This is a genomic window from Vibrio sp. 1CM2L (assembly GCF_023161695.1).
Taxonomy (GTDB): Bacteria; Pseudomonadota; Gammaproteobacteria; order Enterobacterales; family Vibrionaceae; genus Vibrio; species Vibrio coralliirubri.
Genome location: NZ_JALNTT010000003.1, coordinates 642,556 through 657,778 on the forward strand (window position 1 = coordinate 642,556; position 15,223 = coordinate 657,778).

Annotated in this window: 19 protein-coding genes and 1 pseudogene; 8 read left to right on the forward strand and 12 right to left on the reverse strand. The window is 44.6% G+C overall.

What is annotated here, in order from left to right; all coding sequences use genetic code 11:
• The first annotated feature begins 210 nt into the window (after positions 1-210).
• A complete protein-coding gene (locus MSG34_RS12855; protein ID WP_059019414.1) occupies positions 211-1,410 on the forward strand; it encodes a hypothetical protein in 1,200 nt (399 codons plus the stop codon).
• A 60-nt stretch (positions 1,411-1,470) separates the two neighbouring features.
• Here MSG34_RS12855 and MSG34_RS12860 read toward each other — a convergent pair whose 3' ends face one another.
• The 8 genes from MSG34_RS12860 to MSG34_RS12895 form a co-directional block, all read right to left on the reverse strand.
• Positions 1,471-2,196 (reverse strand): metallophosphoesterase, encoded by a 726-nt coding sequence (locus MSG34_RS12860; protein ID WP_248337729.1) that lies wholly within the window; start codon positions 2,194-2,196, stop codon positions 1,471-1,473.
• Positions 2,197-2,275: 79 nt separating this feature from the next.
• Complete coding sequence (locus MSG34_RS12865; protein ID WP_248337731.1) at positions 2,276-2,770, reverse strand: YcxB family protein; 495 nt, start codon at positions 2,768-2,770, stop codon at positions 2,276-2,278.
• 236 nt (positions 2,771-3,006) lie between these two features.
• Complete coding sequence (locus MSG34_RS12870) at positions 3,007-3,945, reverse strand: LysR family transcriptional regulator (RefSeq protein ID WP_248337733.1); 939 nt, start codon at positions 3,943-3,945, stop codon at positions 3,007-3,009.
• Positions 3,946-4,299: 354 nt separating this feature from the next.
• Positions 4,300-4,623, reverse strand: a complete 324-nt coding sequence (locus tag MSG34_RS12875; RefSeq protein ID WP_248337735.1) for a hypothetical protein — start codon at positions 4,621-4,623, stop codon at positions 4,300-4,302.
• The gene (locus MSG34_RS12880) at positions 4,613-5,131 is read right to left on the reverse strand and encodes a DMT family transporter (protein ID WP_248337737.1); all 519 of its coding nucleotides are present in this window, start codon (positions 5,129-5,131) and stop codon (positions 4,613-4,615) included. Before MSG34_RS12880 ends, MSG34_RS12875 begins: the two co-directional genes overlap by 11 nt.
• Complete coding sequence (locus MSG34_RS12885; protein WP_048611750.1) at positions 5,128-5,571, reverse strand: DMT family transporter; 444 nt, start codon at positions 5,569-5,571, stop codon at positions 5,128-5,130. The genes MSG34_RS12880 and MSG34_RS12885 overlap by 4 nt, the downstream gene beginning before the upstream one ends.
• Positions 5,568-6,098: a VOC family protein gene (locus MSG34_RS12890; protein WP_248337739.1), complete on the reverse strand. Its 531-nt coding sequence runs from the start codon at positions 6,096-6,098 to the stop codon at positions 5,568-5,570. Before MSG34_RS12890 ends, MSG34_RS12885 begins: the two co-directional genes overlap by 4 nt.
• Positions 6,098-6,457 carry a carboxymuconolactone decarboxylase family protein gene (locus MSG34_RS12895; RefSeq protein ID WP_017072037.1) on the reverse strand — a complete coding sequence of 120 codons (360 nt, stop codon included), beginning with the start codon at positions 6,455-6,457 and terminating at the stop codon, positions 6,098-6,100. The genes MSG34_RS12890 and MSG34_RS12895 overlap by 1 nt, the downstream gene beginning before the upstream one ends.
• A gap of 264 nt (positions 6,458-6,721) precedes the next feature.
• Here MSG34_RS12895 and MSG34_RS12900 point away from each other — a divergent pair, with 264 nt between their 5' ends.
• Entirely contained in the window at positions 6,722-7,054 is a 333-nt protein-coding gene (locus tag MSG34_RS12900) for a PepSY domain-containing protein (protein ID WP_248337741.1), read from the forward strand.
• 114 nt (positions 7,055-7,168) lie between these two features.
• Here the strand turns inward: MSG34_RS12900 and MSG34_RS12905 are convergent, their stop codons facing one another.
• The 3 genes from MSG34_RS12905 to MSG34_RS12915 form a co-directional block, all read right to left on the reverse strand.
• Complete coding sequence (locus tag MSG34_RS12905; protein WP_248337743.1) at positions 7,169-8,266, reverse strand: nickel/cobalt transporter; 1,098 nt, start codon at positions 8,264-8,266, stop codon at positions 7,169-7,171.
• Positions 8,267-8,360: 94 nt separating this feature from the next.
• The gene (locus tag MSG34_RS12910) at positions 8,361-9,083 is read right to left on the reverse strand and encodes a DUF1007 family protein (RefSeq protein WP_248337744.1); all 723 of its coding nucleotides are present in this window, start codon (positions 9,081-9,083) and stop codon (positions 8,361-8,363) included.
• 242 nt (positions 9,084-9,325) lie between these two features.
• Positions 9,326-9,823 (reverse strand): heme-binding protein, encoded by a 498-nt coding sequence (locus MSG34_RS12915; RefSeq protein ID WP_248337746.1) that lies wholly within the window; start codon positions 9,821-9,823, stop codon positions 9,326-9,328.
• A 225-nt stretch (positions 9,824-10,048) separates the two neighbouring features.
• Between MSG34_RS12915 and MSG34_RS12920 the strand changes: the two genes are divergently transcribed.
• The 4 genes and pseudogenes from MSG34_RS12920 to nqrM all read left to right on the forward strand — a co-directional run bounded on the left by MSG34_RS12920 (position 10,049) and on the right by nqrM (position 13,063).
• On the forward strand, positions 10,049-10,723 hold the full coding sequence (locus tag MSG34_RS12920) for a response regulator transcription factor (RefSeq protein ID WP_248337748.1): 675 nt from the start codon (positions 10,049-10,051) through the stop codon (positions 10,721-10,723).
• A complete protein-coding gene (locus MSG34_RS12925) occupies positions 10,707-12,110 on the forward strand; it encodes a HAMP domain-containing sensor histidine kinase (protein WP_248337750.1) in 1,404 nt (467 codons plus the stop codon). Before MSG34_RS12920 ends, MSG34_RS12925 begins: the two co-directional genes overlap by 17 nt.
• Positions 12,111-12,390: 280 nt before the next feature.
• Positions 12,391-12,882 (forward strand): NifB/NifX family molybdenum-iron cluster-binding protein, encoded by a 492-nt coding sequence (locus tag MSG34_RS12930; protein WP_248337752.1) that lies wholly within the window; start codon positions 12,391-12,393, stop codon positions 12,880-12,882.
• A pseudogene (gene nqrM, locus MSG34_RS12935) lies at positions 12,867-13,063 on the forward strand ((Na+)-NQR maturation NqrM). Before MSG34_RS12930 ends, nqrM begins: the two are co-directional and overlap by 16 nt.
• 67 nt (positions 13,064-13,130) lie before the next feature.
• Here the strand turns inward: nqrM and MSG34_RS12940 are convergent.
• Positions 13,131-13,409, reverse strand: a complete 279-nt coding sequence (locus tag MSG34_RS12940; protein WP_004734814.1) for a DUF134 domain-containing protein — start codon at positions 13,407-13,409, stop codon at positions 13,131-13,133.
• 35 nt (positions 13,410-13,444) lie between these two features.
• Between MSG34_RS12940 and MSG34_RS12945 the strand changes: the two genes are divergently transcribed.
• Both MSG34_RS12945 and MSG34_RS12950 read left to right on the forward strand, forming a co-directional pair.
• A complete protein-coding gene (locus tag MSG34_RS12945) occupies positions 13,445-13,882 on the forward strand; it encodes a PaaI family thioesterase (protein ID WP_248337754.1) in 438 nt (145 codons plus the stop codon).
• Positions 13,883-14,102: 220 nt separating this feature from the next.
• Positions 14,103-15,194 (forward strand): transporter substrate-binding domain-containing protein, encoded by a 1,092-nt coding sequence (locus MSG34_RS12950; protein ID WP_248337756.1) that lies wholly within the window; start codon positions 14,103-14,105, stop codon positions 15,192-15,194.
• Positions 15,195-15,223 lie beyond the last annotated feature (29 nt).

Genomic DNA, 15,223 nt, shown 5'->3' on the forward strand with positions numbered 1-15,223 from the left:
TTATAGCTCAAACTTTTTAGCCACAGAAAAGACTGATATCGAACAGTATGGTGGGGCGATTATTGATCACTCCGAGAGGTAAAGATAAAGAGTCAGCCAATACGTTTCGAGGCTCTTTTCGCGTTTTACAATCCTTCATATCAACCTCTTTTGTGTGTAAATATTCAACTTGCTAAACGATCTTAAATGGATGAACAAGGACAGTGAATCATGCCAGATATTTTGAACAATTCTTTGGAAATAACAGGTGACCCGATAGACGACAAACAACTTTTCTTTCTTAGGTTTTTTAGTGAAGTAAGTATCGATGACACAGTAAAAACACCTGAGCAAATCAGAAAAAATAGAAAGGTGCTGAACAAAGTCAGAAAAATAACGAATGAGGTGAAGGACCTCTCAAAGTCGAATGATAGCGATAATGGGCAAGCGGTAGGTGACACATCAAATGAGATCTTCGCTCAGGTAAACAGGACGGTTCAAGGCGTTCCTGGATTGGAGTTATTACCTTCAAACGTATTCACCGAGATGAAACCTTTGATCTTTGACTTAGTGAGCGATGTTTGGGAAGAATTTGCTCCTTTCATTAAAGACACCAAAGGGATCGTTCAAGGCGCATATAAAGGCCTGAAGGGAGTTTCACTCTATAAGAAAGCGACCAAGGTGATATCAGTAGCGGATAGCCAAGGGCAGATGACGCTGAGAGTGGTGAGAAGAAAAATTAAAGCGACAGCCTTAGAAGACGGGTTGTTGGAGTTTTCTTTTAATTCCGCAACCTTGGTGGTCAATATCGTTTCTTTGGGTACTGCCTCACCAGCGACAGCCATAGCAAGAGCGGCGAAATCAATTTGTCAGTGGTGCGTTAACTACATTTACAGAAAGATTACTATCGCCCGATACAAAGCTTTCCAAAAAGAATGCCTGAGAATGTATCTGAACAAGAGCACGATCACTGGTCTAGCTTGCTGTACGTTTTTCAACAAGAGCATCCAAGATATACCGGTTGTCGCGATGATGTGGATTCTACATCCTTTAGTCAGCTCTAAAGAAGAGGTGCTTATTGGCGTGTTGGATCTGCCAGCTTACAAGAAACGTTCACTCATGAAAAAGCACATGAGAAAGCTCAAATATAAGTTTAAGAAGGAGCCCGATAAGTTTGCTAGCTACGCACCAGGTAGTGAACTTGCAGGTAAGATTTACAAGTCTTACGAAAAAACCAGAAAGTTTGCCCGCAAATACATCACCAAGTCGGGTATAGAATTCGTCACTATGGACACCATCTACGTGGCTTACTTAGCTCAAATTAAAGATGGTGTGAGTTATCTCAATACATCAAAAGACGAGTTCGACAAAGCGCTAAGCAAAAAAGACAAGTTGAAAGGTAAGCTCAAAGAAGTAAAAGAATATTTGTAGCGGAGCACCAAGCTAGCGGAACATCGAATTAGCAGCGCAGCAAGGTTAAAGCTTGCATCCTTAAAGGTAGACAGCTTGGTAGTTGATGGAGTCAGTCGACAACGCGATTCGACTTAATCCTACCTTCTCGCTGCGATTGTATCCATTGATCGAGTGGTCAAAGCCATAGGCTGTCGCCGGGGCCATATATTGAGTTATGTCTTGCTGTGTCGCCGTTATTCCATCATGGCCATGACCGCAGACCACATCACGAACACGATATTTTCGCAGCACGCTCATCACATCAGCATCGTTCTCTAGACGGATTGCTTTCATCCAATCTGCCCCGACTGGAATGACAGGGTGGTGAACAACCACGATAGGATCATTGGCCTTTCTCAATTGTCGTTTTAGCTTAGCCATGCCGCGGTTATCAATACGCCCTGAACCAAGTGGGTGGCGGCTGTCTAGCGGCTTGAAGCTTGAGTCTAGGAACACAAACTCTCGTTCACCGATGGTGGCTTTGTCGGTGACATAAATCGTCGAGCCTTTTAGCTCAGTGCGCATTAAGCGAGAGTCGTCATGATTACCCGCAATCGCGTAAATGGATTGAGCGCCAATGTGTTGCCTAATGAACGCCTCTAATCGAACGTAGTCGCCAGATTTTGGATTACAACGAATATCACCAGTCAGAAAAATTGTCTTGCATGCTGTGTCTTTGCTGACGTATTCCAGAGCTCTACGCAGGTTCTCATAGCTGGAATCATCGGAAAGGTGGCAATCACTGATTTGGTACACGGTATTCATTATTATTGTCCGGTCATTCAATACGTAGAATTAAAGGCGATAGAAAAATGCCTGCTAAGTCAGCAGGCATTTATTGGTGTTAGTTCACTTTTGATGCGGCGTGGTGTTCAATCATGAAGGCAATGGCTTCTTCGCTTAAACAAGATTTACTCACATATTGGCGCTGTTTACCGATATGCAGGATAAAACCGAGATCGGTCTGCTCAAGTTGGTCTATGTCACTCCACGCGATGGTATTGGTCGCTTTGTGGTTTTTGTAACTCACTCCGTTAGCATCACCTTGAAAGATGATTTTGCTGCCTGCGCCAGAGCTGATTTTTTGTCGCCATAACCACCAGGTTCTTTTGCAGTACACACTGAATGCTTCAATCACACTCAAAACAATAAAGAACCAGCCAACATAGCCGTTAGGTAATAGTTCAAACTCCAGTAGAACCACACCAAAAATAAGAAACAGTATTCCTTTTAAGTAGGCTTTTGGAAATTGAGTCGGAAGGCTAGTTTGATCATAACACTCCGCGAAAAACGTCTTGTCGAGTTTGTATTCTGTAGTGAAACCGGGTTCTTTAGACATGTGAGGCTACTTTAATGCTTCTTGTTAATGGGCTTTCTTTGAATTGGTATTTCATGCTGCGATCTCGCAACTCGAGCATTGTATCGCTTCTCAGCACTTTTCTTTAGCGGTTTTATTTCTCTTTTGTAAATCAATAATACCGTCAGGGTTTGCTCTTGTTAGTACAATACCTTGATGCCTTAGGATTGGCAGACAAAACCTAAGCAGCTGGTGGCTATTGATCGGGTGAAACTCGATTAAATAGCATCCCAGTAGCATGAGTTCTTGTCGCTTGTGCTGCTGAATTTGTCTGCTAGAAAATCAATTACGACCCTGACTTTTGCCGCTAGATTATCAGTATCAAGATAAAGGGCACTGATCGATTGTTGCTCTAAACTGGTTGAGACTTGGTAACCGTCTAGTAAAGGGACAAGTTGACCACTCTTCAATTCTTCGCCAATTAACCAAGTAGGGAAGACGACAATTCCACTGCCACCGACCGCACTCGCGACCAACGTTTCTGCATTGTTGCTGTAGAGTGATCCTGAAACTTCATACGGCTCTAATTTATCTTCACCAATAAACCAGCTTTGAAGACCATTTGGTCCCTTAAACACTAAACAGTTATGTTGTTTGATTTCTTCAGGCGTAGTTAAGGTGCCATAAGATTTTAGGTAGTTTGGACTCGCTGCCATGACGTAGCGCTGCTTAGCAAAACGTTTCATCCTTAATGAAGAATCTTGCGGCACACCAATACGGATCAATAAGTCGATAGATTCAGCCGCGGGGTTTACAAATGCATCCGTCTGCTGGACTTCCACCTTGAGAAGTGGATACCTTTCTAACAGTTCCGCGAGATATGGCGCGATGTGGAGCCGACCAAAGGCAACCGGCGCGCTTATTCTGACGGTGCCACGAGGCGTGTCTGCACGCTGTTCAATGCGTTCGACAACCGATTCATACTGATTGATGATTTCGGTGCAATGCTTGTTAAATGCCACACCTTCATCAGTAAGAGAAATTGAGCGTGTATGACGATGTAAAAGTTTGGTTCCGACTTTCTCTTCGAGCTGCGCCATTTTGCGAGACACCGACGATGGTGTCATGTCTTGGCGACGTGCCACCTCAGAAAAGTTGCCAAACTGGGTGGTCATCAAGAACAGTTTTATTTCCAATAAAGAGACATCGTAATTCACAAGCTTTCTCCTACTTTTATTGGGGCGTGTTGACCTTTCGTGGTTAAATTTTGTTCGAGATAAAAGCGTTTTAATCGCGGCGAGGGGGAAGTAGCCTAGCACTCTAAGCAAATCCCCCTCAACAAAGAATAAAACGCTTTTAGCCGAACCCTTCGGGCAGCGTTTGCTGGCCATTTCTACTACGTTATCGGCTTCTCATGTAGGCTAGCTACACATCGACGCCTCTGTCTTGTATAAATCCCTAGCAACTCGCTGCAAAAATCAGCTCGAAAGATCAACACGCCCTAGTTAAAGATTACGTTCTAAACATAAAAAAAGGCAAGCTAATAGTTAGCTTGCCTGAAGGTTCATTTATTATGCGGTGAGAATATTCTCAGTAACAATAAAGTGTGCATCCTCGCTGAAAGATTGGAACTGCTCGACAATCTTCTGCATCTCTTGAGTTTTAATATCGTTAAGAAATGCCTCTTCAGAATCAATCTGAATAATCTCAAAGTAATCCCATGGTAACGGCTTATCTTGACCAAACATGCTGATGCCTTTGAAGACCTCGAACGATGAAACACTACTGAGTTTGTTTACCGTCGGTAGATCTGACTCTTTGGCCCATTGAAGATATTGAGTTTCATCTGTGGTTGATTTTAGGTTAAAGAACACGATGATGGTTTTAGCTGACATGCAATGTTTCCTTGGTAAGTTGAGTCGTAATATTGTCTTTTGCTAACGGTGCTTCTGATTCGGTTTGTATTTGGCGATTGGCGATATAAATACAGACCAAGGCGCATGCAATGCAGACCATGGCAGCAATACGCCAATAATTCAGTTCAATGGGCGCATTCCCAAGCCAACCTTGAGTATCGATTATCAGGCTCATGATCATCTGGCCTAAAATGGTGGCAACAGTGGCAATCGCGACACCAACCTTTGGCACTGCCGCAACCATGACGATCATGTAAAAGATGCCAAATAGTGCGCCCGCGAGTTGCCATTTAGGTACCGATAACAGAGTTGCGTCGTAACTTGGTTCAAAGAAGAAAATCAGTAACCCCGTGATAACGGTTCCCATACTAAAGGTCAGCAGGGAGCTTTCAATCACACCAACTTTTGCCCCCAGTTGACCATTAATCGCCGCTTGAGCACTCAATGCCATGCCTGATGCAATGGCGAGCAAAATAATCAGCGTCATGATTGTCCTCCTAAATACACAAAACAGAGAGCGAGGAATATGAACCCCAAACCAAGCAAACGTAGTGGGTTAGTCGCTTGTTTTGGCATTGCAAACCAGCCGAAGTAATCAATCGCAAAACTCTTAGTGATTTGACCAAACAGGACGCAAACCATCGTCATAGCGACCCCTAAAATTGGCGTCGCTAATGTAAGAACGACCACGTAGATAGGCCCCAGTAAACCACCGATAAGCTGCCATTTTGGAATGGTATTCCAAGCTTTGAATTGTCCATTCGGTGTGAAGTGACGAATCATCCAAAGCAACGCAGTACCAACGCCAAAGATGCTCAAGGTGGCCCATAAATGGCCGACTTGTTCACCTAAAGGGCCAAGTAAGCCTGCCTCGAAAGACAAGCCCATACCCGCGATCACAATCATCACGATAAAAATAATGTTCATCTTGGGTCAAACAACGCAACAGAAGCACGATTTGCATGAGCTTTATTTGCATAAGCTTTGCCGTTTGGATAAGACACAAGTTCTAGTTGCATGCCCCAAGGTGCCATGAAGTAAACCCAAGACTCTCCAGCGGTAGGACCTTCAGTCATGGTGGTTGGTTCTCCGAGGACTGTGATGCCTTGGTCTTTTAGATACGCTACCGCGGCATCCATATCCTCAACGTAGAAAGCAAGGTGGTGACCACCAATGTCAGCGTTATTTGGTGCTGTTTTATTTCTTTCTACTGCGTCTGAGTATTCAAAGATCTCTAAGTTAATCCCTTTCGCGTTCATCACTGCGATCTTGGTGATCTCTGCACGTGGATTAACGTTTAAATGATCTTTCATCCAGTCATCATCGGACGCGAATGGACCAAACTCATACGCCAGTTCAAAGTCAAAGTGATCTCGGAAGAAAGCGATAGCTTCATCTAAATTCGGTACTGTGAAACCGATATGGTCTGGTTTTTTTAGCCCTGGAATAGCCATTAGAAATCTCCTCGTTCATGACGAATTTTGTTGAGTGCGCCCATCGTCGTCGCCCCTTTGTTAAAGCCAGTGTATGCCGATGCAAATACGATTAGCTCTTCAAGCTCTGCATAGGTCGCCCCTTGTTTAAGGGCCATATCAACGTGAGCGCCAAATGGATTACCTTCACCCGTTACGTTGAGTGCCATTTGGTCAATCGCAAGGCTAATGAGCGCTTTGGTTTTCTGGTCAATTAACGGCATGCCCCATGCTTCTCCCGCCACTCGTACGGTCATATCGCCCCATACTGGGTTGATCGATTTGAGGCCCTCAATCAGTGCTTGATCATCCAGCACTGCATTCTGATATTTCTTAGTCATATTCAACTTTCTCACTTATCAATTTGGTTCGCCGCAGCGGATGAAGGGGATTATAGAGAGCGATGAAATTTGAAAAACCAGCGGAATGGAATAGGACTTATGCGGAATCTGCACAGACGGGCTGAGAACAGGAAAAGAGGGTAAGGCGAGAAAGTGGAGAAGAGCGGAAATGGAAGGCACCTACACAATGACTAACATTTTTTTCACGCGCTACACCACATTATCAAGGTGGTGAAAATAGCTATAAAAGCTAAGGAGAAAACAATGAAACAGTTAATTTTATGCGGTGTTTTAGCCGCTGTTAGTACATTTAGTGTTTCAACCTATGCGACTCAAGGCTCAGAGATAATCAGTAAAGAACAAGCGATCAAAGCGGCGCTGTTATCTTTGGATGTCGAGGTACTTGGTATTCGTCATGACGAGCCTGACAATCAATGGGATGTGTTTGTTACGCGTGATGGTAAAGCTTATGAGATCGAAGTTGATGCGGTAACTGCACAAATTGTGGCGGTTGAAGAAGAAAGCCTTGCTGAAATACAAGCTGAACTGTCCGGAGAATTATCCCATGAAGGCGTTACTGGTGACGTGGATAAGTGATTCTAGAAGACCATTTACATTCATAAGATAAAACTAAGGCCTCGCGTTTGCGAGGCCTTGATGTGTGCGGTACGAGTGAAAAGAACCTGAGTTTAATTGCTACTCGGTTGTGCGCTACATAGTGAAAACAGGGGACATGCCGCTGTCTTGGCCGTTCATTAATAACAAGCCAATCAACACAAGCAAAATGCCGCCAAAGAGTTGCAAGTAGTGACCTGCGGCTTTTAATGAGGCGTTGCTGTTCTTGTTGCCTGCTGCCAAGTAGCGCTTCACTAAGTGTTTGCCTGTTAGCGTCATCATTGCGATTAATGAGGTTGTTAATGCTGTGCCTACGGCCATCGCAAAGGCGCTCAATACGCCCATCCAATATAGGCCAACCATGTTTGCGAAAAGCAGTACCATGATTGCTCCGGTGCACGGCCTTACGCCAATCGTCACGATGATTCCCGCATATTCTCGGAGCGTTGAGGCTTTGTTGATTGCGTCTGCATCGGCTACATGCTGGTGGCCGCACCCACAGTCGGCATGAGAATGATCTGCATGAGTGTGACCAGCGGCTTGCATTGCGCTAGTAGCGCCTATTATCGGGGAAGGGGTTGATATTGATGAACGAAGTGCCATTGGCGAACGCGCTGAAATTGGCGCAGCTGTGTCTGTTGCGAATGTGGTGATGGCTTTCACTTTTAGCTTAGGCTTACGCATAGCGATGTAGATGTTTTTCAAAGCCTTCCAACATATAAGCGCGCCGACGATTGCTACTAAGGCAAAGCTTAATGAAACAAACATATTCGCTTTGTCATTCACGACTCGCATGGAAGCACTAAAGCCCCACAGCAACACGCTTACTAGTAAGATCGCGACCAGTGCTTGTAAAAAAGCGGAGACGACCGTAAGCACTAAACTCGCTTTTGCTTTGGTTGGATGAGTCGCTAAGTAAGTAGACACGATAACTTTGCCGTGCCCAGGCCCCAAAGAATGAAGCATGCCATAGATAAAGCTGAACCCGATAAGGTAACTGCCTGCACCCCAAGGGTTGGACTTAGCTTCATAGAGTAGGTCTGCAAGCTCTGAATTGACTTCTCTTTGCCATTGGATGCTAGAGATAACTAACGATGGCCACATGGACCACAGTTGATACGCACCAATAGCAATAAGCACGAAAGCACCAGCACCAATGTGGTAGTGATTGAGTTTGGATTGATTTTTCTTCATTTAACAAGAACCTATATCTGAGATCTTTCTGTTAATTAGTTGCCATGCTTAATCAGCTAGACGCTGACTTAAAGGCTGAAACGAATCACTGCGACTAAGAAGCGGGAACCGCAGCGCAATGAAGCTCAACCGATTGTGTAAACAGTTGGCCTAGCGTGTTATCTGGATCTGCATCGACAGGTAGAGACATCGCATAACTCATCTGCTCTGGAGTCGGGTTAGGCTCGATTAATTCTAACTGGCATTGTCTCGCTAGTTCAGGTGACAAGGTCACGTCGCTGTTGGATAACCACGACATGTCGACAAAGTAACTAGGGTCAAAAATCAATACGCGAAGCGAGTCTCTTGTCACTGGTTTAGGTTTCGAAAGTGGTAGGTCAAATGTTAGAACCATCTTGGCTTTATCACGCTCAAACTTTGCGTTCTCGACCACCTGATATTTGATGGGCTCTTCACCATCATAAAAATACGTGAAGTAGTGCTCGTACATCATGTTTTCGATTACAGACGCAGCGAGCTTTTTGAATGTTTCAGCTTCTGTATCGGCGGAGACATCTTCTCCATCCAACATGTACATGGATGTCATTGCATCAAAAGACCATTCCATAGAGAGGCCGGTGATCATGCCATTCTCTCCCTCAATATGAGTTTTCATCTCTATCCAAGAGTGAGGGTGGGCATATAGATTTGGCGCAAAAAATAATAATGCTAGGCCAACAGTCAAGCCCTTAAGAGAGCGAAAGTATGTCGCGAAACGGCTTACATAGCGTGAGGAGAGACGATTGATGACATCGATTAGAATAAATAGCTGTTTCATGAGAAAGAATGGTCATTAAGTGTAATGTTATAATATAACAATTGAGTGGATTATTCACATCAAATTTGTGTCATGTTTTGCCTGTTTACGTTTCTACTATCGGTTTCAATTCGGAGTTGCTTTTATTTGCAACTGCTTTCATTCGCAACTGCTTTAATTTGCAGCAATGCCCCGCAAGTGCGAGGCATTTATTGTTGGGGTGGGCAAAGGCATAACCAAATTAGGCGAGTGAATGGACTTGCTTAGAAGAACTTCTTAATCGCTTTTTCAGCACAAGCGACATCTAAGTGGCCACCCGGAGCGCCACCCACACCAATCGCGCCAATCATGGCATTGTTCAGTTGTACCGGAACACCACCCGCCAAGAACAACAAGTTGTCGTCCATATTCTGCAAGGGTTGCATGATAGGTTTGTCGGCGATGAGTTTCATCAGGTTACCTGACGGCTGCTTCATGCTAGTGACAGTAAAAGCTTTCTTGCGTGAGCTATCAAGCGTGTGGATACCTGCGCCATCTGAGCGAAGTTGCGCAATCACATTCCCTGATAAACCGACGACCGTAGCAGACACCTTGTAACCATCAGCCTCACATTGGCTAACCGCTTCATGAGCAAGCTTGAATGCCGCTTCTGATGAGATCTGTGTGAAAGAGAGCGTTTGTGTTTCTGCTGCCATTGCGTTGTGAGAAAGGCTAAGGAAACCAAGAGTTGCTGCTAGTACAGTTAGTTTTGTCATTTTCATGTTTACTCCGTTAAAGCATCTGTTTTCAAAAATATCCGTTTTCAAGTTCCGAATACTATTTTTTGCTTGTTTAGAAAGGGTGTTTTTATTCAACAGGTTCATACTAACGAACACATGATTACGAGGAGCTTTCTCGAACATTACAAAGTTGCAATGTTGGTTATATTCGAGAAAGGATATTGATAGAGTGTGTTTAGACCACGGCTAACAGATAAACGGACGTTAATGAAAATACTATTGATTGAGGATGACATTCATATCGCGAGATTTTTGGTGAATGGTTTTCAGCAAGAAGGGATAACGGTGACGCACGCAACAGATGGTGTTGATGGATTACACGAGGCCGTAACCGAAGAGTATGACGTGATCATTCTCGATATCATGTTGCCAAAGAAAGATGGGTTTGAAGTGTTGGCTGAACTCAGAGGGCAAGGTTACGCGACGCCTGTCATCATATTAAGTGCCAAACACTCAGTGGAAGAACGAGTGCAAGGGCTACAGTCAGGTGCTGATGATTATTTGGTAAAACCTTTTGCGTTTCCTGAGTTATTGGCTCGTTGCCAAACCTTGGTACGCCGAGGAAAGCAACCCACGCCTCAAGCATTAGAATTGCATTACGGCCCGCTTAGCCTAGACCTACTTAAACACACGCTACAAAGAGAGCAACAAACGATCACCATTAATCAACGCGAGTTTATGTTGATGAAATTATTGCTCGAAAACCGAGAGGCTGTGATGTCGAAAACCGCGATTCTTGAGCATGTTTGGGGGCATCGGTTTGATCCGCAAACCAACGTGGTCGATGTTTTGGTTTGTAGGCTGCGCAGCAAAGTTGATAAGGGTTTTTCTAAGCCATTAATTCACACACTTCGAGGTGTTGGCTATGTCCTCAAGTCGTAGTATTGAACAGGCGCTTGCTAAAACGCAGAGACATTTGTTGGTTCGCTTTATGTCGGCCTTACTGCTCTGCTTGCTGCTGGTGGAACTGATTGTTGGGGCTATCTTCTTTTTCGACCTTTACCAAACGGAAAAGAAGATCCTTACGTCTATGTCGACCGAGTATCAGCGTATTTTGACTTACGATTCGAGTGAGCGATTGATTCATGTTTTAGAGGCGAATCCTCATCGGCTACTCGAAAACAACATTGCGGCGTATAAGCTTGATAAGGGCGCTTCATCTGATGGCGTGTTTATCGCTGGTGTTCAACATTTATCGACAGAACAGCCTTTTTCTAGCTACCAAATTGATGACAATCGTTCATGGCTAGAGAGCTTTATCTTGAGTCCCTATATGTCGTTGCCTATTGAAGGGGAGCAGTATGATTTCTGGTTGGTTTTGGATAACCGAGCAAGAGACTTTATCGCGTACAATCAATGGCTAATGACTTTATATGCGTTGCTTGCTCTCGTGGCTGTGACCGCAGTTTTTACTCGTAACATTATCCAGAGTGCGATGTCTCCGTTAGTGACCTTTGGCGACCTGCTCGATAAGCTGAAAAAAGGGCAGTTAGAATTTCCTAGCGCTAGCACTAAAAATGAAGCCGAATCTGATTTACCGCAAGGGCTCAATGTGATCAGCTCTAGTGTCCATACTGCGGTTGCCAAGTTACAGCACGTGACGACAACCTTGAATACGACCGTCGATGCGATCGCTCATGATATTCGAACTCCTTTGTCGCGTATTACGTTAGCCTCCCAAACGGCATTGCTCAATAACGCCGACCAACAAGCGATGAAAGACGCATTGGCAGATTGTTCTGAACACGCCATGCAGGCAAGCAATATGTTAACCGCCTTGATGAAGCTGAACGACGAGCTGACTGGAAAGCGCATACCACAGAAAGTGCCGACTCAGGTCTCTGATGTGATTGCCAATGTGGTGAGCTGGTATGAAGATGTCGCAGAAGATAAACAAGTTGAGCTTGAGGTTGAGAGCGCTGATGCTCTTGTTATTCAGTCAGATCCTGACAAATTGACTCAGGTGTTGGTTAACCTTGTTGATAACGCGATTAAGTACACCGAGCCCGAAGGAAGAGTGACGGTCAAAGCCGAGCAAAGTTCAGAGGGTAAGATCGCGATAACCATCCAAGATACTGGTGTTGGCATTGAACAGAAATATCAGGATTTGATTTTTGAACGACTTTACCGAGTCGACAGCAGCCGCAGCAATATCGAGGGGTATGGTCTTGGGTTATCTTTAGCGCTTGCCATGGTCGAGAATCTAGAAGGAACGCTAGTCGTTGAATCTGAATTGGGTGTGGGAAGTACTTTTACTCTTTCGCTGTAACAACGATTTATATCGTCACTTAGTCTTTGAAATTTCAACTCGTACGTACAAAGAATGCCCCGCACTAGTGGGGCATTCTTGTTTTTGGGGAAGGTAGGCTCTCCGTGAACAGGTTTGGGAGGTAGAGTAACCTGCGCCAACCCTATTGGCTGCTTGTAGCTTGTAGCTTTTGATCTTAGTTATCGATCCAGTAAATCTTATTTTTCACATGATAGTTGTTGGCATATGCTAATAATGGGGCGTATGCTGAACTTCTGATCATCAATAACAGGAAGTTACTATGTTATACGCAGTACCTTGTCGCGACCTTCATGTAGGCAACCATTTTGCTCGTTCCCCACAGATTGCGATTGTCGATGAACAACGACAAATAAAGCAGATTGTTCCTTTGGTTGAGTCCGACACCGCTTGCAATAAAAAGAAGCAATGGATCTCTGTCCTCCGTTCTTACGATGTGAAATCTGTAGTCGTCCGTCACATAGGGAAGAAGATGCTAGCGCACTTGTTCAACCACGATATTAGAGTCTTGGCATCAACAGGTAAGGCAGAAATCGGGACTTTGGATTTCGACAATCTACGGGAAGTGACCGATCTCGATTACGGTCGCGAGCCTCGCAACGTTTGTCACAGTAAAAAAGGGCACAGTCAGAGAGAGTGCAGTAATAAGAAAGGCTGCGGTGAGGAAGGGCGCAAGAAAGACTCCGCGATTCTTATGGCACAGCCGAATCACTTAGGGGGTATTCGAGGGTTCCGAAAATGCCCTTTTTTTTGACGCTATTGGGGTTTGTCGGAATCGTCGCGTTGATGGCGATAGGTGTGATTTTTTCTCGCAAGTCAATCAAGGCAGCTGTGGGGGGCTTGCGCAGTTAGATATTGAGCGTGAATGCAATTGCAAAGATGTGTGTGAAGGGCAGAGTCGAAAGCTGTATCAGATCTCTGAGCCATCAAGCTAAGTATCGAGAATTCACTGTCGTTGAGCTAGCTAACGTTGGGCTAACTAACGTAGGGCTAGTGCGCGAGTTAAGCGCTTTGAATCACCAACGCGTGACCGTTGACGATGCACTTGGCGACTTTGGCTCGTGCACGCTTGATGATGTTGCCGAACGTCTGGCGAGACACCTGCATTTGTTCTGCGGCTTCAAGTTGGCTCAATCCTTCTTGATCAGCCAAGCGTAAGGCTTCTAACTCTTCTAATAGCAATTCTTCTTTATGAAGCTCGTCCATAGGAACGCCATTAGGCTTAAAGCAAGAGTAAGCCGCTCGGGTGCATAACTGGCGATGTTTTTTTGGTCGAGCCATATCAATCTCTAGGTATTTAAGGTTAAAAGGTAAGTATGAAGGTTTTCATTCCACACAACCATCGGCGTTGCCAAGTGTGCAGCCAAGGCTTTTTCACCGACAGCGCCATTTGTTTTGAAGCTGTTGGCGAGCATGACACTTTAACTAAGCACGAGGCTTTAGCTAAATATAAAACCAGGGCCAAGATTGTACCAACAGATAAAGCTGAGGGCTACGATGGCATCATGCAGGGCGGCATAGTAACCACATTGCATGACAGCGCGATGCTGCATTGTTTATTTCAGAATGATATCAAAGCGATGACGGTGAGTTTAATGTCTCGTTTTCATCACCCGATTTTGATTGGTCAAGAGCTGGAAGTTCGCGCTCAATGGGTCAAAAGCAAACGTAATATCTACTTCCTTGAAAGCCAAATTACGCAGTGTGGAAAGTTATGTTCGTCGGCACAAAGCCAGTTTATGTCATCACCCTAGTTATCGAGCGACAGCTTGGATGGTGCTAGTTTGTTGATTCCGCTGTTTTGCACAATAAATAGAGGTTTTCTATAGTTAATGTAATAACGAATAAAACTAGCAGGGCAGTCTTGAATTCACTATCCATCTTTTAGCTCCTGAGCACGCTTGAATCCGTTCATTAGAGCGAGTTCCCGGCACTCGATTCAATTCATCACTGCCTTTTCTCGGAGGGCTGCTGATGCCAAAATTCTTCAAATCGACATTCCAATATTGTGCTCTATCAATCGTTTTACTTTTTCCATTCTTCAGTAGCTATGCTTCTTCCGCCCCGCTTAAAGTCGGCGTTTATCCATGTCCTCCTTTTGTCATCAACTCTATGGAAGGCGAGTGGAGTGGCCTTAGTGTCGAGCTCTGGGAGCAGATCGCCAAAGAGATGAGCGTTGAGTACACGCTAGAGACCCACCGCTTAGATGACTTACTCAATTCAATTGAAACCGAGCAAATTGATGTCGGTGTATCTTGCATCTCAATCACCCCTGAGCGAGAGTTATTTGCCGACTTTTCTCATTCTTTTTACGAAACTCACTTAGCCATCGCAGTTAAAAAGCAAGGCTACCTTCAAACTTTACATGCCATTTTCTTCAATCCCGCGCTGTGGTTGATCATTGGTGCCGTCGTCTTTATCTCTGGCGTAATTGGTGCGTTTTTCTACTTATTGGAGCATGGCGAGAATGAAAAGCTCTACTCGATGAAAAGCCGAACGGGACGTTTGTTGGAAAGCTTTATCATGGGCTTACTTTTTATCACGCGAGGCCCTTTCAATTACTTTGAATTTAAGAGCCTAACTGGACGAATTGCCACGGTGTTCATTGGTGTGTTTAGTATGCTGTTTATCGCCAGTATTACCGCTGTTTTAGCCAGTAAACTGACTCTGAGCCAAGGCTCTTCCCATATTGAAGGTGTGAATGATCTTGCGAATGTGGAGGTGGGTGCCAAGGTTGCCACGACGTCTTCTTTGATGCTCACAAGCTTCGGTATTCGACACAAGAGTTATGTCGATATGCCAAGGCTTCTAGCGGCTTTAGAGGATGGTGAAGTCGAAGCGATTGTCGCTGATGATGTGGTTCTCAAATATATGATTGGTAATGGCAGAATAAGCGGGCAGTTTGAAGATCTGGAAGTGTTGCCGTATCAGCTAGAAAAGCAGAATTATGGCTTTATCATCACTGAAAATAACTCGTACGAAGAAGAGATTAACCGCGCACTGTTGAAGATTCGTGAGTCACGAAAGTGGCGTAAAATCTTGGTCGATTATTTCGCAGATCAGTAATCGAAATTAGAGGCATATTCAAAAGCTTT

What these genes read in the sequence shown, in the direction of transcription:
- MSG34_RS12855 (WP_059019414.1), top strand. Translation starts at nt 211, where the DNA reads ATGCCAGATATTTTGAACAATTCTTTGGAAATAACAGGTGACCCGATA.
- MSG34_RS12860 (WP_248337729.1), bottom strand. Translation starts at nt 2,196, where the DNA reads ATGAATACCGTGTACCAAATCAGTGATTGCCACCTTTCCGATGATTCC.
- MSG34_RS12865 (WP_248337731.1), bottom strand. Translation starts at nt 2,770, where the DNA reads ATGTCTAAAGAACCCGGTTTCACTACAGAATACAAACTCGACAAGACG.
- MSG34_RS12875 (WP_248337735.1), bottom strand. Translation starts at nt 4,623, where the DNA reads ATGTCAGCTAAAACCATCATCGTGTTCTTTAACCTAAAATCAACCACA.
- MSG34_RS12880 (WP_248337737.1), bottom strand. Translation starts at nt 5,131, where the DNA reads ATGACGCTGATTATTTTGCTCGCCATTGCATCAGGCATGGCATTGAGT.
- MSG34_RS12885 (WP_048611750.1), bottom strand. Translation starts at nt 5,571, where the DNA reads ATGAACATTATTTTTATCGTGATGATTGTGATCGCGGGTATGGGCTTG.
- MSG34_RS12890 (WP_248337739.1), bottom strand. Translation starts at nt 6,098, where the DNA reads ATGGCTATTCCAGGGCTAAAAAAACCAGACCATATCGGTTTCACAGTA.
- MSG34_RS12895 (WP_017072037.1), bottom strand. Translation starts at nt 6,457, where the DNA reads ATGACTAAGAAATATCAGAATGCAGTGCTGGATGATCAAGCACTGATT.
- MSG34_RS12900 (WP_248337741.1), top strand. Translation starts at nt 6,722, where the DNA reads ATGAAACAGTTAATTTTATGCGGTGTTTTAGCCGCTGTTAGTACATTT.
- MSG34_RS12905 (WP_248337743.1), bottom strand. Translation starts at nt 8,266, where the DNA reads ATGAAGAAAAATCAATCCAAACTCAATCACTACCACATTGGTGCTGGT.
- MSG34_RS12910 (WP_248337744.1), bottom strand. Translation starts at nt 9,083, where the DNA reads ATGAAACAGCTATTTATTCTAATCGATGTCATCAATCGTCTCTCCTCA.
- MSG34_RS12915 (WP_248337746.1), bottom strand. Translation starts at nt 9,823, where the DNA reads ATGAAAATGACAAAACTAACTGTACTAGCAGCAACTCTTGGTTTCCTT.
- MSG34_RS12920 (WP_248337748.1), top strand. Translation starts at nt 10,049, where the DNA reads ATGAAAATACTATTGATTGAGGATGACATTCATATCGCGAGATTTTTG.
- MSG34_RS12925 (WP_248337750.1), top strand. Translation starts at nt 10,707, where the DNA reads ATGTCCTCAAGTCGTAGTATTGAACAGGCGCTTGCTAAAACGCAGAGA.
- MSG34_RS12930 (WP_248337752.1), top strand. Translation starts at nt 12,391, where the DNA reads ATGTTATACGCAGTACCTTGTCGCGACCTTCATGTAGGCAACCATTTT.
- MSG34_RS12940 (WP_004734814.1), bottom strand. Translation starts at nt 13,409, where the DNA reads ATGGCTCGACCAAAAAAACATCGCCAGTTATGCACCCGAGCGGCTTAC.
- MSG34_RS12945 (WP_248337754.1), top strand. Translation starts at nt 13,445, where the DNA reads ATGAAGGTTTTCATTCCACACAACCATCGGCGTTGCCAAGTGTGCAGC.
- MSG34_RS12950 (WP_248337756.1), top strand. Translation starts at nt 14,103, where the DNA reads ATGCCAAAATTCTTCAAATCGACATTCCAATATTGTGCTCTATCAATC.